The sequence below is a fragment of the Aquiflexum lacus genome, from assembly GCF_015476655.1.
Taxonomy (GTDB): domain Bacteria; phylum Bacteroidota; class Bacteroidia; order Cytophagales; family Cyclobacteriaceae; genus Aquiflexum; species Aquiflexum lacus.
Genome location: NZ_JABFHF010000016.1, coordinates 81,978 through 108,686, shown reverse-complemented (window position 1 = coordinate 108,686; position 26,709 = coordinate 81,978). Strand labels below are relative to the sequence as shown.

General features: G+C 40.9%; 23 protein-coding genes. 13 read left to right on the top strand and 10 right to left on the bottom strand.

Features of this window, described 5'->3' with window-relative positions; translation table 11 throughout:
* Positions 1-2 precede the first annotated feature (2 nt).
* The 5 genes from HMJ38_RS15135 to HMJ38_RS15115 form a co-directional block, all read right to left on the bottom strand.
* The gene (locus HMJ38_RS15135; RefSeq protein WP_228780077.1) at positions 3-1,025 is read right to left on the bottom strand and encodes an efflux RND transporter periplasmic adaptor subunit; all 1,023 of its coding nucleotides are present in this window, start codon (positions 1,023-1,025) and stop codon (positions 3-5) included.
* A 286-nt stretch (positions 1,026-1,311) separates the two neighbouring features.
* Positions 1,312-1,824, bottom strand: a complete 513-nt coding sequence (locus tag HMJ38_RS15130; protein ID WP_194975257.1) for a hypothetical protein — start codon at positions 1,822-1,824, stop codon at positions 1,312-1,314.
* Between the two features lie 55 nt (positions 1,825-1,879).
* Positions 1,880-3,013, bottom strand: coding sequence for a 6-bladed beta-propeller (locus HMJ38_RS15125; RefSeq protein ID WP_194975256.1), 1,134 nt, complete (start codon positions 3,011-3,013; stop codon positions 1,880-1,882).
* An 86-nt stretch (positions 3,014-3,099) separates the two neighbouring features.
* A complete protein-coding gene (locus HMJ38_RS15120) occupies positions 3,100-3,903 on the bottom strand; it encodes a hypothetical protein (protein WP_194975255.1) in 804 nt (267 codons plus the stop codon).
* Positions 3,904-3,975: 72 nt separating this feature from the next.
* On the bottom strand, positions 3,976-4,215 hold the full coding sequence (locus HMJ38_RS15115) for a hypothetical protein (RefSeq protein ID WP_194975254.1): 240 nt from the start codon (positions 4,213-4,215) through the stop codon (positions 3,976-3,978).
* Positions 4,216-4,433: 218 nt separating this feature from the next.
* On the opposite strand from HMJ38_RS15115, the gene HMJ38_RS15110 reads away from it, so the two are divergent.
* Together HMJ38_RS15110 and HMJ38_RS15105 are read left to right on the top strand one after the other, a co-directional pair.
* Positions 4,434-5,618 carry a 6-bladed beta-propeller gene (locus HMJ38_RS15110; protein WP_194975253.1) on the top strand — a complete coding sequence of 395 codons (1,185 nt, stop codon included), beginning with the start codon at positions 4,434-4,436 and terminating at the stop codon, positions 5,616-5,618.
* 204 nt (positions 5,619-5,822) lie between these two features.
* Complete coding sequence (locus tag HMJ38_RS15105) at positions 5,823-6,059, top strand: DUF6364 family protein (protein WP_194975252.1); 237 nt, start codon at positions 5,823-5,825, stop codon at positions 6,057-6,059.
* Positions 6,060-6,066: 7 nt separating this feature from the next.
* Here HMJ38_RS15105 and HMJ38_RS15100 read toward each other — a convergent pair whose 3' ends face one another.
* A complete protein-coding gene (locus tag HMJ38_RS15100) occupies positions 6,067-6,615 on the bottom strand; it encodes a septal ring lytic transglycosylase RlpA family protein (protein WP_228780076.1) in 549 nt (182 codons plus the stop codon).
* 166 nt (positions 6,616-6,781) lie between these two features.
* Here HMJ38_RS15100 and HMJ38_RS15095 point away from each other — a divergent pair, with 166 nt between their 5' ends.
* From HMJ38_RS15095 to HMJ38_RS15085, 3 genes are all read left to right on the top strand, one after another.
* On the top strand, positions 6,782-8,011 hold the full coding sequence (locus HMJ38_RS15095) for a metallophosphoesterase family protein (protein WP_194975251.1): 1,230 nt from the start codon (positions 6,782-6,784) through the stop codon (positions 8,009-8,011).
* Complete coding sequence (locus HMJ38_RS15090) at positions 8,008-11,037, top strand: SbcC/MukB-like Walker B domain-containing protein (RefSeq protein ID WP_194975250.1); 3,030 nt, start codon at positions 8,008-8,010, stop codon at positions 11,035-11,037. Before HMJ38_RS15095 ends, HMJ38_RS15090 begins: the two co-directional genes overlap by 4 nt.
* Before the next feature lie 343 nt (positions 11,038-11,380).
* Positions 11,381-11,797: a septal ring lytic transglycosylase RlpA family protein gene (locus HMJ38_RS15085; RefSeq protein ID WP_194975249.1), complete on the top strand. Its 417-nt coding sequence runs from the start codon at positions 11,381-11,383 to the stop codon at positions 11,795-11,797.
* A 328-nt stretch (positions 11,798-12,125) separates the two neighbouring features.
* On the opposite strand, the gene HMJ38_RS15080 is transcribed toward HMJ38_RS15085, so the two are convergent.
* Positions 12,126-13,319: an ATP-binding protein gene (locus tag HMJ38_RS15080; RefSeq protein ID WP_194975248.1), complete on the bottom strand. Its 1,194-nt coding sequence runs from the start codon at positions 13,317-13,319 to the stop codon at positions 12,126-12,128.
* 483 nt (positions 13,320-13,802) lie between these two features.
* Here HMJ38_RS15080 and HMJ38_RS15075 point away from each other — a divergent pair, with 483 nt between their 5' ends.
* From HMJ38_RS15075 to dinB, 4 genes are all read left to right on the top strand, one after another.
* On the top strand, positions 13,803-15,377 hold the full coding sequence (locus tag HMJ38_RS15075) for a calcineurin-like phosphoesterase C-terminal domain-containing protein (protein ID WP_194975247.1): 1,575 nt from the start codon (positions 13,803-13,805) through the stop codon (positions 15,375-15,377).
* Positions 15,378-15,606: 229 nt separating this feature from the next.
* The gene (parS, locus tag HMJ38_RS15070; protein ID WP_194975246.1) at positions 15,607-16,113 is read left to right on the top strand and encodes a type II RES/Xre toxin-antitoxin system antitoxin; all 507 of its coding nucleotides are present in this window, start codon (positions 15,607-15,609) and stop codon (positions 16,111-16,113) included.
* Positions 16,114-16,578: an RES family NAD+ phosphorylase gene (locus tag HMJ38_RS15065; RefSeq protein WP_194975245.1), complete on the top strand. Its 465-nt coding sequence runs from the start codon at positions 16,114-16,116 to the stop codon at positions 16,576-16,578. It begins immediately after the preceding gene.
* A gap of 424 nt (positions 16,579-17,002) precedes the next feature.
* Positions 17,003-18,193: a DNA polymerase IV gene (gene dinB, locus HMJ38_RS15060; protein WP_194975244.1), complete on the top strand. Its 1,191-nt coding sequence runs from the start codon at positions 17,003-17,005 to the stop codon at positions 18,191-18,193.
* A 171-nt stretch (positions 18,194-18,364) separates the two neighbouring features.
* Here the strand turns inward: dinB and HMJ38_RS15055 are convergent, their stop codons facing one another.
* Positions 18,365-19,771: an aminopeptidase P N-terminal domain-containing protein gene (locus tag HMJ38_RS15055; protein WP_194975243.1), complete on the bottom strand. Its 1,407-nt coding sequence runs from the start codon at positions 19,769-19,771 to the stop codon at positions 18,365-18,367.
* A 168-nt stretch (positions 19,772-19,939) separates the two neighbouring features.
* On the opposite strand from HMJ38_RS15055, the gene pafA reads away from it, so the two are divergent.
* Complete coding sequence (gene pafA / locus HMJ38_RS15050) at positions 19,940-21,589, top strand: alkaline phosphatase PafA (RefSeq protein ID WP_194975242.1); 1,650 nt, start codon at positions 19,940-19,942, stop codon at positions 21,587-21,589.
* Between the two features lie 116 nt (positions 21,590-21,705).
* Positions 21,706-21,954 (top strand): type II toxin-antitoxin system Phd/YefM family antitoxin, encoded by a 249-nt coding sequence (locus tag HMJ38_RS15045; protein WP_194975241.1) that lies wholly within the window; start codon positions 21,706-21,708, stop codon positions 21,952-21,954.
* 150 nt (positions 21,955-22,104) lie between these two features.
* Here the strand turns inward: HMJ38_RS15045 and HMJ38_RS15040 are convergent, their stop codons facing one another.
* Together HMJ38_RS15040 and HMJ38_RS15035 are read right to left on the bottom strand one after the other, a co-directional pair.
* Positions 22,105-23,268 carry a homogentisate 1,2-dioxygenase gene (locus tag HMJ38_RS15040; protein ID WP_194975240.1) on the bottom strand — a complete coding sequence of 388 codons (1,164 nt, stop codon included), beginning with the start codon at positions 23,266-23,268 and terminating at the stop codon, positions 22,105-22,107.
* A gap of 75 nt (positions 23,269-23,343) precedes the next feature.
* A complete protein-coding gene (locus HMJ38_RS15035) occupies positions 23,344-23,535 on the bottom strand; it encodes a CsbD family protein (RefSeq protein ID WP_194975239.1) in 192 nt (63 codons plus the stop codon).
* 85 nt (positions 23,536-23,620) lie between these two features.
* Between HMJ38_RS15035 and HMJ38_RS15030 the strand changes: the two genes are divergently transcribed.
* Positions 23,621-24,412, top strand: coding sequence for a glycoside hydrolase family 16 protein (locus HMJ38_RS15030; RefSeq protein ID WP_194975238.1), 792 nt, complete (start codon positions 23,621-23,623; stop codon positions 24,410-24,412).
* A 107-nt stretch (positions 24,413-24,519) separates the two neighbouring features.
* Positions 24,520-26,658, top strand: coding sequence for a DNA helicase RecQ (gene recQ / locus HMJ38_RS15025; RefSeq protein WP_194975237.1), 2,139 nt, complete (start codon positions 24,520-24,522; stop codon positions 26,656-26,658).
* Positions 26,659-26,709 lie beyond the last annotated feature (51 nt).

The window sequence follows — 26,709 nt, the reverse complement described above, 5'->3', positions numbered from 1 at the left end:
GCTTAGTCTTTTATGATTTGTACTGGAGCCTGATGGGCCAATTGCAGGTTATTGGAGGTGATTACGGTCATGCCCGGTTCTATGCCGCTCAAGATTTCCACTTCCTTCCCGTTATCCTTTCCTACCTCCACATAGTTCCATTTGGATTCCTCTTTTTCAATCGTAAAGACAACAGGCCTTTGGGAACGGTACACCAATGCTTCTTTGGGTACGACGATGCTGTTGTTCTGCGGGGCACGGATAATGGCGCGGGCGTTCATTCCCGGTAGCAGTCCTTTGGCTTGGGCGATCAGAATACCCACCTGCACAAGCCCGTTTTCATCCACCTTGGGATTGATGCTTTTGACTGTTCCGGTGATGCCTTCAGCAGCTCCACCAACAGGGAAAATCTCAGCTTTTTGTCCAAGGGAAATAAGGTTGATATCCGATTCCAGGACTTTGACTTTGAGTTCCAGTTGGTTGGTGTTGATGATTTCAAAAAGTTCGTCCCCGGCATTGACCATGCTGCCCCTTTTGGTTTTGAGATCAGCGATACGGCCTGAAGTAGGGGCTTTGATGATGGTTTTTTCCAGGTCAAGTTCTGCTTCTTTCAGTTCTATCTCAGCAGCATATTGACCGCTTTTGACCATCAGGTATTCCTCTATTTCCTGCTTGCGCAGGTCAGTGGAGTCATTGAGAATGGTGGGGAAATTAAAAGCCTCGGACTGATAAGTCACGATGGCATTTTTCACCGCTATCTTGGCCTTTTCAAGTTTGATCTGACTTTCGGTCTGATCCATCCGGGCAAGGATTTTCCCTTTTTCCACATAATCCCCCTCTTTGACCGAGAGTTCATCCAGGTAACCGGATCTTTCTGCCACCACCATAATCTGATCCACAGCCTCAATCTTTCCTGAGGCATTGATCAGGTAATCAAAAGTCTTCCTTTCAGCCTTTGCGGTGCGGACGGGTGTGGCCGCCACCTCACCCCGAAAGGATTCAAGCGGCTGGTCCTGAGATGCTGCCTTTTCTTCTGTGCAGGACATGCAAATAGGAACAAGAATTATAAAAATTACCAAGAGCCTGATATGTTGCATAAGGTTGTGAGGTATAGTGGATTTTCAAAAAAACTAAATAATTAATAAAAGTCAAAACTAAATTTGTTAAAAGATTTAAAGGAAGCAAATGGTGATAGGAAAAAAAAGAAAAAGAATATCACTTTCAAATAGTTCCCCTTTCTTTTTTTTCCTGTTTAAGGATTAAAAGTGGCCAAGCTTGCTGGTCCCTCACTGGTTAAAAAATGGAACGACTCTATTTCCTTTAACCTCGATCTTATTTAGATTCATCAATCAACTCACTAAGCCTCTTGTTGAAATCAGGAAAGGAGGGATTGCCCATTCCAACTATTTCATTTTCTTTAACCAAATAAGAAATAAAAGTCCACTCCTTTCCTTTCACGTTTAATTCCCTAAATTCTTCACTTGGATCATGAATAACAGGGTGGGTAAAGTTAACTTTCTTTAGATTTCTGATCAATTTCGCTGTATCCTTTTCTGACACATAAAATAAAAATGCGATATCTTGAAATTCGGAAATAGCACTTTGCCAATCCAATTCGAATGGAGAATGTGTGTCAGCATGTCTTGCAAAAACCACTACCTTGTATTTTCTGTCAAACCAGCTTTTATCAAACTTTTGGGATTTATTTATTTCAATAAATTCCAGGTTTTCGGGTAGAACTATTTCTCGAAATTTACTTTCACTTTTCTTATTGTTACATCCTGTTATAGCCGTACATAATGCAAAGCTTAAAACAAGGACAAATTTGAAATTATCTCTGAGCATTTTTTCTAAAATAATTAATTGTTATCTCGATAGGGAACATTCAAAGACAATTAGCTCATTTGAATTTAAATACCAAAAGGAAATATTCGGCATCCGGATAACTATTCAATAACTGACCCATCTTACTTTCTTTAAATTCGGAAGAATTTCTGTTGACTCCTTCCACAGAAGTGATGGCGACATAATTACCCTGATGCGTTCCTATTACTGCAGGCATATGCGCTTCGAAAGTGATATCATTGTTTATGTTTAATAAAGGCAGGTTAATATTCAAATCAGTACTTTTGATAGAAACCTTAGGGGTATCATTTCCGGAATAAACCAAAAAATGACTTTTCTCATCACTTTTTTCAAATATTATAAAATATGAGTTAAATGGTTTCATTTTGCTTTGGAAGTCATTAAAATCAGACTGGATTGGAAACTCTTCCAAATCAATGTCCAGATTTCTATTTGGGAATTGTATCTTCTTCCATTGTGATATATTACCCTTACTTGCTTCATAAATAATATTGTCAAATGTGGCGTGGAACAGAATGGTTTCGCTGCCATTTATAATCACTTCATGGAAAGAATTATAAGGTTTGAGCAAATGGGCAGCATTCTTTGTACCCATTGCCTTGATGGTTTTAAAGTCCTTGTCCGTTATTGTAAACAGTTGTTCGGTGCCACCACCATTTAGAAAGTACCCGTTTTCTCCATCAAAGGAAAACCTTTGGGGTCCAAAGTCAATAGGGAGGAATTTTTGAAAAGTAATAGAATCCAATGAAATGGTATAAATGGCAATTCGCCGTTTAATTCCGTCCAAAATCATTAATTGATTTCCGTAAATCAAATAATCGGTTATTTCAGCAAAGGCATCGGGACCCTCACCTAAAAGGAAAGGGCTTGCTATTTCCTTTTTATTCTGCAGGTCAAAGACCAAAATTGACCTGCTCGTTCCCCTATCACCTAAAAACAATAATCCATCTTTGATCAAGCCCTTATCCGGCATCACCAATCCCGAAGAATAGCTCAATTCCAAAGGAGTTATCTCAAAATTTCCTTCGATCAATTGGGAAAAGTCATAGCGCAATTGGGATTCTTCCGGTATCTCCAAAAGCATTATTTCCTCTGAAGAATTTCTTTGTCCGCAGCCCACAATGGCCATGAAAGTTAAAACATTAAATAATCTAGTAAACGGCATCATAAATTAAAAATTTAAAGGTTCTCAGGTCTTAATTAATATTGGGTAGTTAAATAGAATAATTGGTTTTTCATTGAAACTGTCTGATTTTAGTTTGACCTTTTTAGCCCAGCTAATATATCCCCTATATCAAACTTGAAAAATTCATCAGAATGAACATCAAAGGTATAGAGTTCCCGGTTAATGAAATCGATATCAAAGTGTGTAAAATGGTTTTTCATTTTCAGTTCAGCCAATGGCTTCCCTTCCCAATCAAACAAAAATATAGAAGGAAGCCGTCTTCTTATAGTCTGATAATCCTTGAAGCTTTCATTGACATAGATTACACCAAAAAAATCATCAAAGGCTTTATTATTCACAAAAACATACTTCCGATTCCACTGCGGCCTCTCATTTTGTACCATTCCTATATCGGTCAATTTATCCCCAATACAGATTGTTTTGGCGATTGCGCTGTCAAGCGAATAGAGGTTGATATAATTTAAATCGGTCGGAGCTTCCACAAATCTTTGATGGACATCATTATATTCGGTGTTGGTTGCCAGCATATTGAAATCCCCACCTTCTTTGAGTGCAGCCTGATTGAGTTTATCCAAAACCGGCAAGTCGGTTTTTTCACCGGAAACAATTAATTGCCGAATTTGCTGTGTATCCCTATTCCCGATTTCTTTTATAAAAAATGTACTACTATCCACCATAATGAAATTGGACAAAAATGGCGGAAAAGAAGCTTCCATTAAAGAAATGTGCAATTCACCTGAAGTGATGGTTTGTCCAATATCGAATCTCTTAAGGTTTCCTTTTTCGAAATCATACAAATAGGCTACGAGCTGCCCATTCTCCCTGACAACCTTGGACTTACTAGAGGCAGACGGTCCCTGCATAAACTCCACAGGCCCCTCACCTCTTTTAAGAAAAGAACCAAGATATTCGTAGTGAGGCAGGGAAAGGATTGTCCAAATGCCTTAAGGATTGCTGGTGCCCAGCACCAGGATACTGTCAACAATCAGAAAATCCCGAATTCCGATAACATCTATATCCGGGATTTTTCTGTCTTTTAGTGTAAATGTTGCCGGAAAATCGCTGATATATTCCACATGATCAAAAGCCATGTAGATAGGTTGATCAGATGAGGATCCTCTCTTGCATGATAAAACAAATGGCAACAAAAATATAGCAGTTAAAAATAATCTTCTTGGATTCATTGTGGAAATATTTAGAACTAAAGAGCAATTAACTTAATAATTAGAACAACACAAAAAAGAAAATGTGAAATATTTTGAAACTGACTGAAATTACCGTTTTCATTTTCTTAGTTTTATGGATATTGTGAAATTGAAAATATTGATCCTACATCCCACTTCCTGCTTATTTATGAACTGTTAGGCATATAATACTTAGGTGAATTTCAATCAAAACTGGTATGAAGAATACTCTTGTATATCTACTGGTATGTATTAATCTCATTTTCCTTGTTTCCTGCAAAGAGAATAAAATAGTTAAACCGGCTGTTAATGACCCTTTAGAGGGCAATACTTACCCTTTGGTTGTAAAAGACGAATTTGGCTTTAGCTGGCCGGAAAGTCTGGTAGTGGACGATATCATCTACCTACAGACAGACATAGATCTGTTGATTGTGTCTGTTTCTAAGTTGATGATCTCACCATCGGGTGACCGATATTACATACATGATGGTCGGCAATCCAAAATGTTTGGGTTTGACGGGCAGGGAAACAATATTTCCGTTTTCAGTAAACTGGGAACAGGTCCTGGAGAATACAAAGAAATAAAGGATACACAGATTGATTTTGAAAATGACCAATTTGAAATTTTGGACTATGATGAAATAAAGAAATTTAATCTGATTGATTTTGAATACCTGGGTAGCATTTCTCTTAGAGGGGTAAAAGGAAATAATATTTATGGCAATTTCGTGAATATTGAGGGTGTCTATTACTTATTCACAACCTTACCTCCTGTCCATAGGTTGGTCCCTTCAGCAAGGGCAAATCCACATGAATTTCATTTATTAAGAAAGGACGGTGATCAACATGATTTTTTTATTCCAAAAAAGTACGGGATACTCGGAATGGAAGGAGATCCCAGGTTTCGTCAATCCCATATTCTAGGTGAATATAACCTTACTCCGATCTTAGGTAGTAATGAAATTATCGGAATAAATAAAGAGGGGATTTTCAACAAATATCATTTTCCATTTGCCTCCAATGGCGTTCCTGTAATAGAGCTGCTCAATTTTTATGACAGAGAAGGAGAGTTTTTAAGGACAGATTATTATAAGTTTTTAAACAACATCATGGAAACCGAAAGGCATTTGCTTTTTAATTTTATTGGCAGTCTGGTGCAATATCATGTTCTATTTGATAAAAGTATAAATAAAATTGTCTCAATAGGAAGGTCAAAAGAATACATGCCTGAAATGATTTCATCGGATTCAAAATACTTTTATTGTTATGTACAACCTGCCTCCTTGTTGAAACATATCGAAGAGGGCAATAGCTTTGAAAACCACCCGATTTTAAAATCCATCGATTTTGAAAAAATTGACAGGGAGGATAATCCGATTTTAATTAAGTTTCATTTGGAGTGAAAAAAAGGATTTACTTTTATGATTTTGAAACCCGTGAAATCCTATCAATTATTGGATTAGATTAGGAAGGACCTACCAGCATCAAAAGTGAAATATCTTTAAGGAATCCCATAATGTTGGTTTAAATTTTCCTTTGAAATATAGATCAATCAGGATCGACAAATTTAAATTATAATACGTATATTTAAAATAAAAACACGTGTTATGGTTAAAAAATTGACACTTACTGTAGATGAATCCACAATTGAAAAGGCTAAAATATATGCACAGAATACGGGCAGGAGTTTATCAGGCATTGTAGAAAACTACCTTAAAACTTTAGTATTTGAAGATAATGAAATAGAAATTGAGGAAAATATCGCAAGACTTTCAATCCAACTTCCGGAAAATTTTGATGAAGATAAAGAACTCAGGGAATATCTGGAAAAAAAGCATTTTTAAAAAATAATCACTTCAAAGCAACCAAACCGCCCTCTATATTAAAATCCAAAAACAAATCAGAAAAATCAGGTCTTTCAATTTCAATCTCAATCAGAGTTTCATAGAGTCTTAACCGGATATCTTCGGGTTTTTCATCCTGATAATGCTCCATCAAACTCACTACCGTATCTTCATCAGGAACTTCCAATTTGACCTTGACAATGCCATCCTGAACCATTTTCAGTTCTTCGGCGGCACCTTTGGACAAATCTATAATTCTTCTTGATGTTTGTGGGAGTCTGTCATTGATTCTGACCCATACTTCTCTGCCGTTTTTCAGATTGGTCACTTTTAGCAGGGTGCCAAAGGGGAGATTCTTATGGGCTGCTGTCATTTCGGTCATATCAAAAATCTCTCCATTGGCTGTTTTACGGAGATGGAATTTTGTTCCATAATAACTGGCAACACCTTCCTGAATTTTTAAGGACTCATCTGAAGATGGTCTTTCATCCCCGGCAGAAACCATTAAAGGGCTGATGATCAAGAAGAAAAGTAAGGTAAAGTATTTCATATTCATTTTCGCCTTTTTGCAAATAATGTGCCAATTGTTGTCTTTGGTACTTTGCGCATTTGGAACGGAATGACTAAGCTTTTAACTTTAATCAAAATTAAAAACCTGTTCATGTCACCAAAAACAAAAACAGGTGTTCACAAAGCTAAACCCAAACACGGAAAAAACAAACATGATCAAAATCCTCCACACCGCAGATTGGCATTTGGGAAAAAGACTTCAGGAGTATTCGAGACTTGACGAACAAAAAGAAGTTCTCGAAGAAATCATTCAGATCGCCGACCGGGAAGCTATTGACCTCGTACTTTTGGCAGGGGATATTTTTGACAGCTTCAATCCCAGCCATGAAGCCGTGGAACTGCTCTACAAAACCCTCAAAAGGCTTTCCAATAATGGTCAAAGACCCATCATCGCCATTTCCGGGAACCATGACAGCACACAGTTTGTAGAGGCCCCTGATCCTTTGGCCCGTGAAATGGGCATCTTTTTCTACAGCCGATATGATACGGTGATCCCAATAGGGAAATTTGAAAACGGGGTTGAAATCCTACATTCTGAATCCAGCTTTGTGGAAATGAAACTTGCGAAACATGAATCCCCCATCAGAATCATCCTGGCTCCTTACGCCAATGAAGTGCTGCTCAAAACCTACTTGGGAGAAGTGGACAGGGAACAGGAATTCAGGGATTTATTGGCCGGGAAATGGGAGACACTGGCAGACAAGTATTGTGATGACAAAGGGATCAACTTATTTATAGGCCATTTCTTTTTTGTTCAAGAAGGGCAAACACCGGATCCTGAACCAGAATCTGAGCGTCCCATTCTCCATGTCGGCGGCACGCAGGCACTGCACACACATCATATCCCGGGACAGATCCAATATGCTGCTTTGGGCCATTTGCACCGGTACCATGCTGTCGGCAAGGAACCATTTCCGATCGTATATTCCTCCTCTCCCCTGGCCTATTCTTTCAGCGAAGCAGATCAACAAAAGCAGGTGGTCATCATAGAGGCCAAACCCGGAGAAAAGGTAAATCACCGTGCTGTCGGTCTTGAAAAGGGAAGGCCGCTTTGTAGAAAGACCTTTGACAACCTCCCCGACACGCTTCAATGGCTAGGGGAAAATGCATATTGTTTTGTCGAAATCACTTATATCACGGAACATTCCATAGATGCTGCCACCCGCAAAGCCATCATAAAAGCCCATGACGGCATCGTCAACCTGATTCCACAGATCAAAAACCCACAGGGTCAGGAAAGCCTGAGCCTAAAAGCCGAAGACCTGGAAAAAGATATGGTCAGTCTTTTCAGGATGTATTTCAAAAGTGAACGCGGACAGGAACCCAATGACGAGTTGCTCAGGATTTTTAAAGAAGTTATCAGCCAAAACGAAACCACATGATTCCGGTAAAATTAGAGATTCAAGGATTATACTCATACAAAGAAAAACAGGTTATAGAATTTGACCAGTTGACCGCTGCGGGGCTTTTCGGGATATTCGGGGCGGTGGGCAGTGGAAAGTCCTCAATTTTGGAGGCAATTCTCTTGGCATTGTACGGAAGCACCGAGCGCCTTTCAGATCGGGGTGAAAAAAACAGCATGGTCAACCTTCAAAGTGAAGCACTTTTGATCACGTTCGAATTCCGGGCCGGGAAAAACAACGTCAACACCTATATCGCAAGGTATTCGGCCAAACGGAATCCCAAAAACTTTGAGGATGTCAAACCTGCAGAACACACTTTTTATCTAAAAACAGGAGACCACTTGGAACCACTGACACAAAGGGCGGAAGACCTTGTGGGCATGAAAAAGGAACATTTCAAACAGACCGTCATCATCCCACAGGGCAAATTCAGGGAATTTATCGACCTGACTCCCGGTCCAAGGGCAGAGATGATGAAAGAGCTTTTTGGTTTGGAGCGATTTGATTTGGCTTTCAAAACAGGGACTTTGCTCAGAAACCTCAAGGATGAAAAGATCCGCTTGGAAACACAATTGGGCGCATTGGAAGAAATAACCCCTGAATTACTAGCTGAAAAAACAGACTTGATCAAGGAAATTGCCATCCAAGCGGAAGAAGGAGAGAGAACCTTCAAGGAAACTGAAAAGACATTCAAAAAGCAGGAGGAGATCCAAATCAAGCATTTACAATTACAGGGCTTTTTGAAAGAATGGGAGGTATTGAATAACAAAAGGCCTGAAATAGAAAACAAGAAAGCCATTTGGAAAGACTTCCTGAAAGCAAAAACCTATCTCAAGCCGGTCTGGGAACAAATCAATGAAAAAAATGCTGAATTGGAAAAATACCGTGTCAGTGTCACGGACTGCAAGAGGTTTAAGGAAACTTATGAGCAAGAAATAGAACAACTCGTAAGGGAAGAATTAGAGTTGAAAGAAAAAGCTGACAAAAAATCAGAAAGAGAAACCAAGATCAGGGACCTGAAAAAGGTAATTGAAATCAAAAATCTAAACACAGAATTTAAGGCAGCCAAAACAATAACAGAAACTTTAAAGCCTGATTTGGAATTGAAAAGGGAGGCATTGTCGGCAATTAAAGAGCAGATAAAAAGGCTGGAAGAAGAATCCGAAAATATAATTTCACCGGACAGCAATACCCTGTCCAAACTGAAAGGGTTGGCCAAAGATTGGGATAATTGGGAAAGCCAAATCAAAGAAAGACAAAAAGAAGCCAACGAAATATCGGCTTCCACAGAAAGCATAATGGCACAAATAGAAACATTGAAAGAAAAACTGCCGGAACCAAACCAATCATTTGAGGAATGGATCAGTTCCCAAAAACTGTCCATCCAAAAACTCGACTCTGAGAAAGAAAAACTGATCCAACAATCCGGTTTGGCCACCCATTCCCACCTCCTGATTGCAGGAGAAGCCTGTCCACTTTGCGGGGCAACAGATCACCCTCACCCTTTATCAGAAACCGATAACACTGCCCTGGAATCGAAGAACAAGGAGATTGAATCGGCAAAAAACTTATTGGAACAAATCATAACCTGGAAACAAACCCTTTCCGAGCAACAGATCAGACTGGACAACCAACTTGCCAATAAATCCAAAATAGAAAAAGAAATCAATACACTTTCCGAACAGATTAAAAACCTTAACCAAGATTTGCTATCCCATCAAGTAGATACCAAAGAGACTTTAAGTACACTGATCCTAAATTCCGACAAGGCTATCCAAAGAAGAGAAAAATTGCTGCAACAGATTAAAGAACTCAGGAAGACATTAGAGGAAAAACTGATTGAATATGAAAAAGAGGAAAGGCAAATCCGGGAGGCGGAACAAACTTTATTGGGCTTGAGTAGTAAAATATCAGCCAAAAAAGAAGAGATCAAAGACCCGGTGTTCTGCAGGCCTTTCTTCGATAAAGAAAAAGCTGACATCGAACAGACCATCCAAAAAGTCCAACATGACATAGAAGAGACCGCTTTCAAGCTATCCGGTAAACAAAAAGTATTGCTGGAAACAAGAACCAAACAGGCTACCAACCTGGCCAACCTGAAAAACTTTGAGAACCAAGCACAAAGTACATCCACCAAAATAACTGAACTGCAAAAGGAATTCGAATCCCTTAAGATCACTTATGGATTTGAAGATGAGGGAAAATTGATAGCGCTTTTCCACCATTCTTTAGATGCGGACAAAGTAGATGCTGAAATCAGACAATTTGAGGACAGGAGCCTTTTGGTCAAAAACAAAGTGGAAGAACTTCAAACCCAACACGGTGTTAGCAGCTTCGATCAGGAAGCATTTACGCAATTGCAAAATAAGCTTCAGGAAGAAAAGTCCGCTTTAGAAGCCGTCAAAAAATCCTTCGCTCTGCTTGATCAGGAACTCATTTCCATCAAAGTAAAGTTGGGAGAAAAACAAAAACTACAGGCTACATTTGCCCAACTGGAAAAGCGAGAAATTAACCTAAAAGAGTTGGAAAGGCTTTTCAAGGGCAGTGGTTTTGTAAAATATGTCAGTTCAATTTATCTCAAGGAACTCTGTGCCACAGCCAACCTCCGCTTTTTGAAACTCACCAAAAACAGTCTCAGTTTGGAAATTGACGACAGCAACACCTTTTGGGTAGTGGATTACCTGAACGGGGGCAAAAAACGCCTGCTCAAAACCCTATCCGGTGGGCAGACCTTTCAGGCTTCCTTATGTCTGGCTTTGGCATTGGCAGAAAAGGTTAAATCCCTCAATCAGGCCGATCAGTCCTTTTTCTTTTTGGACGAAGGCTTTGGAGCATTGGACAGAAATTCCCTCCGCGTCGTCTTCGAAACCCTCAAATCCCTCCGCCACGAAAACCGCATCGTCGGCATCATCTCACACGTAGAAGAACTCCAACAGGAAATCGAAGTCTACGCCAAAGTAGAACTCGATCCGGAGAAAGGAAGTCAGGTAGGGTATTCGTTTTGAGACATGAGACGTGAGATTTAAGATATGAGATGAGTCGGTAGTAGGGGGAAAGAGATTGTAATTTAGGAGAGTAAATTTGTCTGATGACCAAATGCGGGTGAGAGATAGGAATGGTTCAAGTCTTCAGACCTACCTACCGTAGGCAGGCTTGGACCACCTCATTGCAGTCTTCAGACTGCCCAGTGGTGGCATTTAGAATACCAAAAGCAAGCATGACCAAAATAATAGAAAGAGAATATATTTCGAGATCATTGGTATGAAGTAGATGTCCATTTTACCTTTAGGGCTAATAGAAATCCATAGGTAAGATGATGTTGTTGCTTTTTTTTGATTATATTAAATCATGAAAATATCGAAATCCGTCTTTTACACAGTTTTTTCAATTTTCACTTTGTTTTTTCTTGTTGTTTGTTGTAGTCCTAAGGAAGAAGAAATCGAAATGGAAGAAGTCGAAGGAAAAGCCAGCTACTATGCACGCAGGTTTGATGGTAGAAAAACAGCGAGTGGAGAGATTTTTGAAAACCAAGAACTTACAGCAGCCCACCGTTCCTTGCCATTTGATACGGAAGTAGAGGTTGTCAATCCAGAAAATGGAAAATCTGTTACTGTCCGAATCAATGACAGAGGTCCTTACCGCCGAGGTAGAATCATTGATTTATCCCGGGCAGCGGCACAGGAATTAGGCATGCTAGACTCAGGTATTATCGATGTGATTATCCGCTATCCCAAAGTGATCAAAGAAGAAGATGAGGACAATTAAAAATCATCGACACCTGTCGACTGTAGATTGAGTGTTCAGCCAAATTGGTTCAAGTCTTCAGACCTACCTACCGTAGGCAGGCTTGGACCACGACATTGCAGTCTTCAGACTGCCAACCACAGCGTCCCCAAAACAATAAACCCATTTCTCCTGCACCGGGATTGGATTTTTCAAAAAGACAAAATAATTTACTCACCCTATTGAGTTAATTTACTCAATAAATTGAGTAAATTTTTAAAAATATACTTTATCATATGATTATCAATGAGTTAAAAAATTATTTTTAAGCAATAGAAACCAAAAAAGACAGCCATATCGACTGCCTTTTTTAAAATAAATCCACTACATCCATTTGCAAAAACTCCTGCCATGGAATCCCATCAGAACCGATCAGAAGGGATTTTTCAGGTTTGAATTTTTTATCGAAAGCATTTAAGCCGGATAACTTTCCTGTCTTACCGGACTTCACTTCAAGTCCGATCACCCGCTTCTTGTATTCAACCACATAATCCACTTCGTCATTGCCTTCCCTCCAATAATGTAGAAAAAGCTTTTTGTCCTTGAATACCTGATTGATCAGATGCGCGCCAACGGCAGATTCCACCCACCTGCCCCAGGCCTCATGATCCTCAAGCAAAGTAACAAGACTTTCATTGGAAATACCAGACATGATCGCGGTGTTATGAACCTGAAACTTGGGACTGGAAGAACGTTTTCTGACCATGTTTGGACTGTATTTTTCCAATCCTGCCAACAACCCGGCATCATTCAACAACTCCAGATAATTTGCCAGTGTGGTGGTGTTACCCGCATCCGTCAGTTGCCCCATGATTTTGGTAAAACTCAGAATCTGTCCCGAATAAGCCGATCCCAATTCAAATAAACGCTTCATCAGGGCTGGTTTATCCACCCGGGTTAGCATCAGGATATCTTTGGAGATACTGGTTTCCAAAAGCGCATCACGGACATAGCTTTTCCACCTGTCTTCATCCTCCCTCAGCGTAATCGCACCCGGATAGCCACCAAACCACACAAACTCCTCAGCCGTCAGACCAAAGGCATCCTTCATCTCCTTATAGGACCAATGCCCGAGGTAAGTGGCTTCAAACCTTCCTGCCAATGATTCTGTCAGCCCCTGCTGCAACATCAATCTCGACGAACCCAGCAACACCACCCGAATATCCCTACCCTCAGCGGCATCCCTATCCCATTCGGCTTTGATCTGCTCGGACCAGTTGTCGATCTTTTGGACTTCATCGATGACCAAGAGAAAAGGTTTGTCAGTTTGTTGTTGCTGTCGGATCCGGAAATTTTCCCATTGCTGCGCTATCCACAAGCCATCACCTGCCGGCACAGCGTCCGCCGCCACCAAGTGATGGGGATAGTCAAGTTCTTCCATAATCTGCCTGACCATGGTAGTCTTACCCACCTGCCGAGGTCCATAGATGACCTGTATAAACCTCCTCGGTTCATCCTTCAGCCGTTTCAACAAACCGGCTTTTTCTATCCTTTGGTATGCCATAATTATTTTACTCAATATATTGAGCAAATTTACTCAATACATTGAGTAATTTCAAATTATTGATGTATTTAATTTATTATCAATAGGTTATAAAATATTATTAAGTGATTTTTCGCCCATGGTTCAAGTCTTCCATGGTTCAAGTCTTCAGACTTGGACCAGCACCTTGCAGTCTTCAGACTGCCTTACCAAGGAATTTACTAAAATCACCTAAATAACCATAACCTTAAAATTACCACCACCCATATAATTCAAAATATTCAGGCCTGTTCGAAAAAGGTAGATATGAACTATCAAATAACAAGTTTCAGCATCCATTGGCAGTCTGAAGACTGCAAAGAAAATGGTCCAAGACTAAGTCTTGAACCACCCCCACCAACCACTCAATCCCAAACCACTCCTCATCCTTAACCATAGCATAACCTTTTCAAAACACAGCATTCAATAAAATCCCCTAATTTTATCCAAAACTTACCAAAGCCCATGAAAAGAATTCAACTCCTACTCATTGCCCTGATTTTTACCGGTTCTGCATTTGCCCAGCAAAAAGTCAGCGGAACCGTCTATGAAGACCTCAATGCCAACGGCAAAAAAGAAAGAAGGGAAAAAGGACTGCCAAATGTTGCAGTTTCCAATGGCCTTCAAGTGGTACAAACCGACAAAAACGGAAAGTATGAGCTTCCCATTGCGGAGGACCAAACCATCTTCGTCATCAAGCCGGCTTCCCATGAACTGCCGACCGATGACAACAACATCCCCCAGTTTTACTATATCCACAAGCCCAATGGTTCTCCCACCAATATGAAATATCCCGGAGTTGCACCCACAGGAAAACTCCCCAAGTCAGTGGATTTTGGTCTTTTACAAGGCAATGGAAACCAAAAGTTCACCGCTTTGATTTTTGGAGATCCGCAGCCTTATACTTTGGAGGAGATAGCGCATTTCAAAAAAGGGATCGTCTCGGAAGTTGAAAATATTCAGGGCATTGCTTTCGGGGCAGCTTTGGGAGACTTGGTCGGAGACAGACCTGACTTTTTCCCGCTTTATACAGAGGCAGTGGGAAAGATCGGAGTGCCATGGTTTCAGGTTATGGGAAACCACGACATGAACTTTGATGCAGACAAAGATGAATATAGCGATGAGTCCTTCACTGCCAACTTTGGGCCGGCTACTTATGCCTTCAATTATGGAGATGCGCATTTTGTTGTCCTGGAAGACATCCTCTATCCTGACCCGAGGGACGGACAAGGCTATTGGGGAGGTCTTAGATCCGATCAATTGCAGTTTTTGGAAAACAACCTTAAACTGGTTCCCAAGGATAAATTGGTAGTACTCTTGATGCATATTCCATTGTTTGAAGAAAACGGTGATAGCTTTAGAGATGCCGATCGGGAGAAAATTCTGGAATTGCTTTCCCCTTTTGCCAAAACCCTTTCCATGTCTGCCCATACCCATTACATGAAGCAGACATTTTTTGGAAAAGAAGACGGTTATAATCAACTCAAGCCCCACCATCACTACAATATCGGTACGCCTTCGGGAGATTGGTACAGCGGAAAAATACTTACTGACGGCACACCTGAATCCACCATGCGGGATGGTTCACCGAAAGGTTATCTGTTTTTGGACATCAATAATACCGATTTCAAGGTTCGCTACAAAGCAGCCGGAAAACCCGATACCTACCAAATGGAGATCTTTGCCCCTAAAGTTTTGGCAAAGGATGTCCGCACCAGTTCCAGCATTGTGGTCAACTTCTTTACCGGAGCAGCCGACGACAAAGTGCGCTACCGGATCAATCAAGGGGAATGGAAAAACATGACCCAAATGGAAAGCTATGATCCCACCTATTTGCTGAAAGTATATGAATGGGACACCACAGAGGCAGTCATGCCCGGCAGGAGACCATCCAATCCCGCTATGACCGACCATCTATGGAGAGCTCCGATCTCCTCCAACATGGAAGTCGGCGAACATACCATAGAGGTAGAAGCCACGGATATATTTGGTCAGGTTCATAGGGGGGAAAAGACTTTTAAGGTGGTGGATGCTAATTGATGAATTTGGATATTTATCGTGATGATATAAGCAAAGATCAGATATTGGTGGATATTGTTAGATATTAGGATATAGTTCACCGTGCCAGCGGTGGTGGAGCATATTAATTCCAATTCAATCATTTAATCTATAAGTTATTGATAGTTTGGTGATAAATAAAAACAAAAAGGAATCATTCCTATAGGACATTTGTATTATATTTACAGACAAAAGTCTAAATAAAAAATCCATGACAAGTGTAGTAATCTCCAAATTAGAATCTAAACTGGATAAAGAAGTTTCCTCCTTATTGAAAAAATCGAGGTTGAAGGGGTTTTCATTTGATGAGGAAAAAGAGATTACCTATGCTGACTTCCTTTCAGACAAGATGCTGATTATTGCTGCCATAAGGACAGGTATCCCCTATTCATTTTTTGATTTGGTCCAGGATTATACCCCGTTTTCAGAAAGTGACTGGGCAAATTTTCTGGATATTTCCACCAAATCCCTGCAACGTTACAAAGCCTCTGAGTCCCATCACTTCAAGCCCATACATTCGGAAAAAATAATTGAAATGGCAGAAGTGACAAAAATGGGACTTGAAGTTTTTGGAAACATTGAAAAATTAAAACTCTGGCTCAACACGCCTAGTTATGCCCTTGGCAACCTGAAGCCCATCGACCTTTTGAAAGATTCCTACGGCAAGGAGTTGGTCATAAGCGAACTGGTCAGAATCAATCACGGGATTCTTGTATAAATGGAGGTATTCAGACTTTCAAGGGCTCCCTATGCCTATTCACTCTCTGGAAAAGGTGCCGCCATTAAAGGTGCCAGATGGAATTCTGTGGGAGTAGAACTGATCTACACTGCCGAAAACAGGTCATTGGCCATGGCTGAAGTTGCCGTTCATTTTAGCCTGGCCACCTTGCCTGATGACTACATGATGGTAAGCATATCTATTCCTGATGATATTGAAATAGGTCGGATCCATGAAGACGAACTGCCTTTTGATTGGAATACTTTCCCCCACCCTCCAACTACACAAAGAATAGGCGACGAGTTTGTACTTCAGAACAGGTATTGTGCAATAATAGTACCCTCTGCTGTAACCAAGGGAGACTACAATATCCTGATCAATCCCAATCACAGAGAATTTGGAAGCATTGAAATCCTAAAAGTCGAGAAGTTCCCTTTTGATAAAAGGATATTCAGTTGGTTATGAATATGGTTACCCGCTTTTCAGCTAATGATGAAAGGAAACATCGAAGTCACGAAGATTGGATATTAATTGATATTTAGATATTTGTCGAGACTTCTGCGCCGTCGTGTTTTAAATCTAAATTGTAGTTACATTTTTCAAAATCTAATCATCCTCAATCCTGACAGGAGTTTATTAGATTGAAATAATCGTTTGGTTTAAGCCAATATCCATAAATATCCAATATCTGTCAATATCAGTATCCTGTAATATCAATAGTGGTAATTACATTCATTCACTACTTTCACAATACCCTCCACAAAGAAACCCGTCACCCATTGTCTGAGAAGTTTCAAATACTAAAAAAACGAAATACTTCTTCCTCTTTATTATCCAAAATATGTTTAAATTATAAACATTAAATTGTTTATAATATCAACATATTATCATGGAAAGGAAGAGGAGCATCGTTCATATGGATTTGGATTCATTTTTTGTGTCGGTGGAGCGGCTGTTTGACAGCAGGCTGAACGGTAAGCCTATACTCATCGGTGGATCGGGAGATCGGGGAGTCGTGGCTTCCTGTAGTTATGAAGCTCGGAAGTTTGGTGTGCACTCTGCCATGCCCATGCGTACGGCACGACAGCTTTGCCCTGAGGCATTGATCATCCGGGGGGATTTTGAGAAGTACAGCCAAAAGTCCCATGAGATCACTGAAATCATCCGGGAGGACGTTCCTTTGTTTGAAAAATCCTCCATCGACGAATTTTATATCGACTACACGGGAATGGACCGGTTTTTTGGTTGCTTTAAGATGGCGCACGAACTCCGTCAAAGGATCCTGAAGGAAAGTGGACTGCCGATTTCCCTCGGGCTATCCGAGAACAAAACCGTCTCCAAAGTAGCCACCGGTGAAGCCAAACCCAACAATGAAAAGGAAATCCCCTATGGGATGGAGAAGCCCTTTCTCGCTCCATTATCCGTCCGCAAGATTCCCATGATCGGGGAAAAGACTTCGCATACCCTATACAATATGGGAGTAAGAACCGTGCGAACCCTACAGGTGATGCCCGCCGAACTCTTGGAAGCCACCTTTGGTAAAAATGGGTTGATCATTTGGGAAAAAGCGAACGGCATAGACCGATCGCTTGTGACACCCTATTCCGAAGCCAAGTCCATTTCCTCGGAAAACACCTTCGAGCAGGATACGATAGATGTTAAGATGCTCGAAGCCCACCTTATTGCCATGACCGAGCAGATTACCACCAAGCTGCGCCAAAAACAGCAACTGACTGCCTGCGTGAGCGTGAAGATCCGATATTCAGATTTTGATACACATACCGTACAGCAGCGGATACCCTATACTTCGGCGGACCATACGCTGATACCGATCGTGAAGGAATTGTTCCGAAAGCTCTACAACCGCCGCATGCTGATCCGTCTGATCGGGGTACGCTTCAGCCACCTTGTCAATGGCAATTACCAGATCAATCTCTTCGAAGATACCCAAGAGCAGATCAAGCTCTATCAGGCCCTCGACCGCCTCAATACCAGGTATGGCGATAAAACCGTCTGCCGCGCCATCGGCATGGCAGTGGGCAGAAGGAGGTTTAATCCGTTTAATGGGGTGGCGATGTGAGAAAATACTTATCTACAATTCTGCTGCTAAGCAATTAAAGTTAACCTCTTATGAATTTAGATATTCATAGATATTGGATACTGATTGATATTGGTTAGAAAACAATCAAATAATCTTATTAATGCCTTATACTGTTAAGATTGCGGATAATCAGAAAAAAAGTAACGGATACTATTTCAATGACAATCCCAGTTTCTGAAGAATCCCTTCTTCCTTCATGATACTTTCGATGTCCTCCACGGTCTTGGGCACAAAGGCACTCAGGTTTTTGTGACCGTCCTCAGTAATCAGGATATTGTCCTCTATCCTGATCCCGATTTTCCACCATTTAGGATCTGTATTGCTGCCTTCGGGGATATAGATTCCGGGTTCCACGGTCAGCACCATTCCAGGTTCAAGTTTGCCGTATCCACCCCTATCATGTACATCCAATCCCAAATGATGTCCGATACCATGAGGAAAATAAGGATGCCTTTCTCCGGGTTTCACTATTCCCAATTCAATCAGCCCTTCATCTATCACTTTTCTTGCTGCCTCTCCTACTTTCTGGTAATCGGAACCTGGGTAGCAGGCTTCAATTCCTGATTCCAATGCTTTCAACACGATTTCATAAATGGCTTTTTCTTCGGGGGAAAACACACCTTTTACAGGGACTGTCCGGGTAATGTCACCCGAATATCCTTTGTATTCCGCTCCTATATCCATCAAAACCAACCCCTCTTGGAGATTTGCTACATTATTTTCCACATAATGCAAAATGGTTGAATTATTACCGGAACCAACGATAGACCCATAGCCTACATCTTCAGCACCCATGGCTTTGTGCACAAACTCATGTACACCCTGAATTGCCCTTTCAGATACCCCGGGCTGAATGGACTTAAATGATTCAATATGGCCTTTGCCCGAAATCATGATTGCCTTTTCCAAGACCACCAACTCCTCCGGCGTCTTGACCACTCGCAGTTTCCCCATCATCTGATTCAGAGCTGTATTGGAAGGCACTTCTTTGGATAGACTTATTCCCTTCAACTTCACGATCATTTCATTCAAAGCGGCATTATGGCTTCCTCCCTCAATCGTCCCCATATCAAATGACAGCAAAGGCCCCAAACTGTTCCAATCAATATTCGGCGATTTCATAAATTCCGAATTGACATAGGCATGTTCAAAACCCAATTTTTCTTTCACACCTTCCACTCCCAATCTCACACCATCCCATTGCTCCTTTCTTGGGTCTCGGGGTTGTACATAAATGATTTCACTTACCTTTTTACCCTCAATTGTCTGTGGGTTTTTGAAAATGATCAATGCGGCATTGGGTTCCCTGAATCCCGTCAGATAATAAAAATCCGAATTAGGTCTGTAATTGAAATCCGTATCATTGGACCTGTTTTTGACAGGATTATTGAAAATTACTGCAGCCCCGTTTTCCGGTAAAAGCTCACGGAAAGCCTGCCTTCTTCCTTTGTGAAACTCCGAATCCAGCCCATCCTCAAAATAGGATTGCGCTTGAATATCGACAGATAAAAGGATGATGAAAGTAAAAAAGAAATATTTCTGAAAAGCTGATTTCATAGCTGTTTTTGTTTGAAATTGAAATATACACCCACTTTTCAAAACTCAATTGCCAATCATCAATTTTTGCCCCGATTTCACCTAGTGGTTTGGTCATTTAACAAAATGTTAAAAGGGATGCAAATATGAATCCCTATATTTGCCCATTCCAAACAGTTCAAAAACCTAATGAAAAAATTGATCATGATTTTGTTGGCAACCGCGATGGTTTCCAGTGCATTTTCACAAAGCAATAATGCTGATACCTCTAAAAAACCAAAATTAGTCGTAGGCATCGTCATCGATCAGATGAGGCAGGAGTATTTTTACAAGTTCCAAGACAGATATACTCAGGGTGGATTTAAAAGGCTTTTGGATCAAGGCTTTGTCATGAAAAACGGCCACTACAATTATATACCCACCTTTACCGGTCCTGGTCATGCATCAGTTTATACAGGCGCAACGCCCTCCACCCACGGAATCATTTCCAACAATTGGTATGTCCGGGATTTGGGAAAAATGATTTATTGTGCTGAAGACAGTACCGTGAATGCTGTCGGGGGTTCAGAATCAAATGGCAAAATTTCCCCAAGAAATATGCTGAGCACCTCTATTGCTGATGAATTGAGGTTCTCTACCAACAAAAGATCAAGGACCGTAGCAATTGCCATCAAAGACCGTGGGGCATCCTTACCCGGTGGGCATACCGGAGACGCTTATTGGTTTGACAGCAATACCGGTGAATTTATGACTTCCACTTATTATTATGATGAACTGCCTCAATGGGTAAAATCCTTCAATGAAAAGAAACTGGCGGAGAAGTACCTTTCCCAAAAGTGGGAGACACTTTTTCCGGTAGAAACATATGTTCAGAGTATCGAGGATGACAATGAATTCGAAGGTCCTTTTATAGGGATGGATAAAACAATTTTTCCTTATGACTTGCCGTCCTTAAGGGAAAATAATGGTGATTTCGGATTGATATCCACTACTCCCTTTGGTAATACATTGACCTTGGATATGGCTTATGCAGCTATTGAAGGGGAAAAATTGGGGAAAGGAAAAGACACAGATCTTTTGGCAGTCAGTTTTTCTTCGCCTGATTATATTGGGCATAGGTTTGGACCTACTTCTGTCGAATTGGAGGACAGTTACCTGAGGTTGGACCGGGAACTTGAAAAGTTCTTCAATTACCTGGACAAGGAATATGGCAAAGATGAGTACCTGGTTTTTGTGACTGCCGATCATGCGGTCGCGGATATTGTGGAATATATGCAAAGCGAAAATGTTCCTGCTGGAAATTTCAACACGCGTTTTGTTTTGACCCAACTCAGAGGATTTTGTGTCATCAATTACTGTGACGGCAACTGGATTTCCAGTTTGTCGAATGAACAGGTTTATCTAAACCAAGCCTTGATAAAAGAAAAAGGTTTGGATCCGGAAAAGATCCAAAGAGACCTTGCGGAATTTTTGCTTTCTTCTAGATTTGAAGGGATCAAAGAGGTGTATACGGCTACGGATATGCGCAGAATGGATTATGTGACAGGAAGAAAACATCTTTTACAAATGGGCTATAACCACAAAGCTTCCGGAGATCTACTCCTGATTTTGGAGCCTGCTTGGTTGAGTAATTCCTACCGAGGAACTACCCACGGCACAGGCTATACCTATGACACCCATGTGCCGATTGTATTTATGGGCTGGGGAATCAAACCAGGACAAAGTTCACGATATGTAACGGTTACCGACATTGCCCCCACCCTTTCCATGCTCTTGAATATCAGATTGCCAAATGGTGCCACAGGGCAGCCTATTTTGGAGATTGTGGATGGAAACTAATTTGTCTAATTTCAATCTTTATTCATTAAAGGCATCTTTAAAAGAGTTGACGACATTGAAATCATAACCTTATTTCCTAAATTTGTGTACTCAATATAGTACACAATAGAAAAATCATGATAGTAATCAACTCAAGAGAATTCCGGGAGAACCAGAAAAAGTATTTCGATCTGGTAGATCAAAATGAAAGGGTGGTCATCAAAAGAAAAAACAAATCATACGAACTTACACCCGAAGTCAAAAATGACAGGTTTTTTGATGATCCCCGTATTCATGAAAGGATAGCAAAAAGCCTTCAATCCCTTAAAGAAGGCAAAGGAATAAAACTTACCGACCAAGAGCAGAAAGAACTGTTTGGTTTATGAAATTTCAGATTATTTATTCTCCCGAAGCTTTTTTACCCATTTCAATAAAGAATTGAAAATCTTTTTAGGATAACATAATAAGCCCATAAACTTTCAGGCAGTTAATTACTTGGAAGTTTTTGGTCTGTTTTTTTGGTAATTGCCTAACCACTATTCCGTCCAAGACATCGGATACCCTGGATCTACAAAATCCAATCCCTGAGTCGTTACAAACAAAGGCTTGAAGGTATCCAACATGACCGCAAGTTCTTCTGTGGATTTTGCCCCAATGGATTTTTCTACCGTTCCGGGATGTGGGCCATGTGGCAGTCCACCGACATGCATGGTAAATGAACCCCTATCAATCCCTTTTCTGCTCATAAACTCCCCTTCTGCATAATACAGTATTTCGTCCGAATCTATATTGCTGTGATTGTACGGTGCCGGAATAGCCAAAGGGTGATAATCAAACAATCTTGGTACAAATGAACAGATTACAAATCCCCAAGCCTGAAAAGTCTGATGTACTGGTGGCGGCTGATGGATACGTCCTGTAATTGGCTCAAAATCATGAATGGATAAAGCATAGGGGTACAGATAACCGTCCCAACCTACAATATCTAGGGGTGAATGACCATAAGTGTAAGGATGTAACATTCCTCCTTTTTTGATCTGAACAAGATAATCTCCCTTTTCAGTCTCTACTTTCAATTCTCCCGGTGGGCGGATGTCCCTTTCACAGTATGGGGAATGTTCCAAAAGCTGCCCTACTTCATTCCTGTACCTCTTCACTGTCTCAATAGGACCATGGGACTCTATCACCAACAACCTTAAAGGGCCCTCTTCCTTCCATTCAAATCTGTAGATGGTAGTCCTGGGAATCACAATATAATCTCCTTGTCTTACTTCCAATTTCCCAAATTGGGAATACATCACCCCTTCTCCATCGTGTACATAAATCAGTTCATCCCCATCGGCATTTTTGAAAAAATAATCCATTTTCCTTTCCTCAGGGGAACAGATACCCATCATGACATCATTGTTCATCATAAGCATTTTTCTGGCACTGAGGTAATCTTTCCCTGTGGTGCCCACACCCGATGTCTTCAAATGGGTTTGTTTCAAGCCGTAGTCTTTGGCAGGTTCCCAAGAATAAGGAATTGGTTCACCTATGGATTTGACATTGGTGGGATTATAGATATGGTACAAGTTGGAATAGATTCCTGAGAAACCTTTGGAACTGACGAGTTCTTCTTTATACAGGCTTCCATCAGGCTGCCTAAACTGTGTATGCCTTTTGTGAGGGATATTTCCGAGTCTGCAATAATATGCCATGGGAATTTGGGTTTATACTTTCGAAACAAAAATAATAAAAAAAGCGGCTCTTGCCGCTTTCTGTTATTTTTGCTCTTATTCTTTTTCAAAGAGCATTTTGCTTAACTCTTCCTTGGCTGCTCCGGTTTTTTTCTGAAGCTTACCAAGTAACTGATCTTCCTGCCCTTCGGCGTATGTCAGATCGTCGTCTGTGAGTTCTCCGTATTTTTCCTTTAATTTACCCTTCATCTCGTTCCAGTTGCCTTTTAATTTCAGTTTCATTGACATAACAAAATTGGTTTATAGTTTAAAATAAAATTCACTATAAATAAAACAATTACCATTCCAAAATATTTTATTTAATATTAAAATTATGAAAAATATAATATTTCCTTTAATATTTATTTATCTCCTTTGCTCATGCCAGGAAAAATCCAATGAAAAGCTAATCTGGTCGGATGAATTTGAATATGACGGACTTCCCGATCCTGATAAGTGGACTTATGATGTCGGAGATCATGGTTGGGGCAATAATGAATTGCAGTTCTACACCAAAGAAAAACCTGAGAATGCAAGGGTTGAAAATGGCCGCTTGATCATTGAAGCCCATCAGGACAGTAGTTTTACAAAAGGATATACCTCTGCCAAATTGCATACCAAAGGCAATGCGTCTTGGCAATACGGCTATATGGAAATCAAGGCCAAACTTCCTAAGGGTGTGGGGACATGGCCTGCCATATGGATGATGCCCGAAGAAAGCAAATACGGTGGATGGCCGAAAAGTGGAGAGATCGATATTATGGAACATGTCGGATATGACCAAGGAGTGATACACGGGACGGTACATACCGAAGCATTTAACCATAGAAAAGGCACTCAAAAAGGAGCACAGATTCAAGTCCCGACCTGTTCAGACGAATTTCATATTTATGCCATTGATTGGTTGGAAGACAGGGTTGATTTTTATCTGGATGGAGAACAGTACCATACATTTGAGAATACCGGGAAGGGTTTTGAAGAATGGCCTTTTGACCATCCCTTTTACCTGATCCTGAATATTGCAGTTGGCGGAGATTGGGGTGGTGCCAAGGGTGTAGATCCTGATATATGGCCACAAAGGATGGAAGTGGATTATGTGAGAGTTTACAGTGAAAAACCGGATTAATCTGAAGCAGGTAAATTATCCGTTTAATTTTCTAATCAATTTTTATCTAAAAGGCTGTTTTCCTAAATTAGTTCTGTCAACTTTTGCAGCACTAAATTCCTTGTTCTATGAACCCTTCCACCACACTTTCAGCGAACGAAGTCCTTCAACAATATTTTGGATATAGTGATTTTAGAGGTAACCAACAGGCCATCATCCAATCTGTCCTTGAAAAAAACGATACAATAGTCCTCATGCCGACAGGTGGTGGCAAGTCTGTATGTTATCAGGTGCCTGCCATGGTCCTGGATGGTTTGACTGTGGTGATTTCGCCCCTGATTTCCTTGATGAAAGATCAGGTGGATGCGCTGAACAGTAATGGTATCCCTGCTGCTTTTCTCAATTCGTCTCAGGGCATCAGTGAGCAAAGGCATATTTCATCCGAGATACAAGCGGGGAAAATCAAGCTATTGTACATTGCCCCGGAACGACTTTTCAGAGGTGCATATCCTTTGGTCGATTTTTTGAAGTCCATCAACCTTTCACTCATTGCAGTGGATGAAGCCCATTGTATTTCCCAATGGGGGCATGATTTCCGCCCGGAGTATCTGAAAGTAGGGGATTTGAGAAAAGAGCTTTCTGGCGTTCCGTTCATTGCCCTCACGGCTACGGCAGATAAACTCACCCGTCAGGATATTGCCGAGAAACTTTTTTTCAAGTCTCCAAAATGGTTTGTTTCTTCCTTTGACAGAAGCAATATTACCTACCGTGTCACGGCCAAAAGGCAGGCCATGGAAAAATTATTGGAATTTCTGGATTTCCATCAAAAGGATTCAGGAATCATTTACTGCCTTTCCCGTAAAAATGTGGAAGAAACCGCTCTCAAATTACAGGAAGCAGGTCTTTCGGCCCTTCCCTACCATGCGGGATTGTCCAGAGAGGATCGGGAAAAAAACCAAGAGCTTTTCATCAAAGACGAAGTCAAAATCATGGTGGCCACCATTGCATTTGGAATGGGTATAGATAAATCCAATGTACGCTATGTGGTCCACATGAATATGCCACAGAATATTGAGGGCTACTATCAGGAAACCGGCAGGGCAGGCAGGGACGGACTTCCAAGTGATGCCTTGCTTTTTTTCAGTACCGGTGATGCCATTACTTTGGGCAGAATGCTGGAGCAATCGGAAAACCATGAGTTTTCGGAAATCATGCAGCGGAAGCTGGACAAAATGAAAGACTTCTGTCAAAGCAGGATATGTAGAAGAAAATATCTCCTCAACTATTTTGGTGAAAACCATGCGGGGAGTTGTGGCAACTGCGACATCTGTTTTCAAAAAGGCAATCTACAGGATATGACCATTCCTGCACAGATGCTACTATCTTCGGTAGTCAGATTGGGAGAAAGTTTTGGATTGGGATATGTGATATTGGTCTTGAGGGGTTCCAAATCCTCCAAAATTCAAGATTCCCATCAGGAGCTTTCTGTGTATGGCATCGGAAAAGACAGACCTGAAGATTTTTGGAAAAGACTGGGGGACAAACTACTTCAGGAAGGCTATCTCGCAGAAGCCGGATCTCAGTTTCCAACACTCAAACTGACAACATTCGCTTGGGGAAAACTGAAATCCAAAGAAAAAATCCTATTACCAATGGAGGAGGTTTCACTACCTGTTTCGGCAGCCAATGCAACCCACAATGAAGCCTTATTGGATGATTTGAAAAGATTGCGATTTCAGATCGCACAAAAACAAAACGTACCACCATACGTGGTTTTTGCAGACAGCAGCTTGGTAGAAATGGCTACTTATTTCCCCATTGACGATGTGTCTTTTCTGACGATATCCGGAGTAGGTAGGGTCAAAGCCAACAGCTATGGTGAAGATTTTATGAAAGTGATCAGGAAATTTGTCAAAGAAAACAATATTGAGCCCATTCAAAAAAGGACATCTTCAAAACCAAAATCCACCAAAGACAATCAATCCGAATCACTGACTTATAAACTTTTTCAGGAAGGTAAAAACATCTATCAGATCGCACAGGAGAGGAATATGAGCCCCAATACGGTGGAAGAACATCTGAGTAATCTAGTCCGAAAAGGCGTGGTCGATCCGGAAGTTTTCCTTTCCAAGGATGATGTGCTCAATATTAAGCTAGCTTACCGAAGACAGGATTCAAATTTCCTAAAACCTTTGAAGGAACATTTTGGAGATCGCTATTCCTATTTCCAGTTGAAAGTTGCCCTTGCAGAAGAAAGGGAAGGCTGAATCGCGAACTTCTTCAGATTTTTAAAAAATCTGAATTATCATGATTCAATT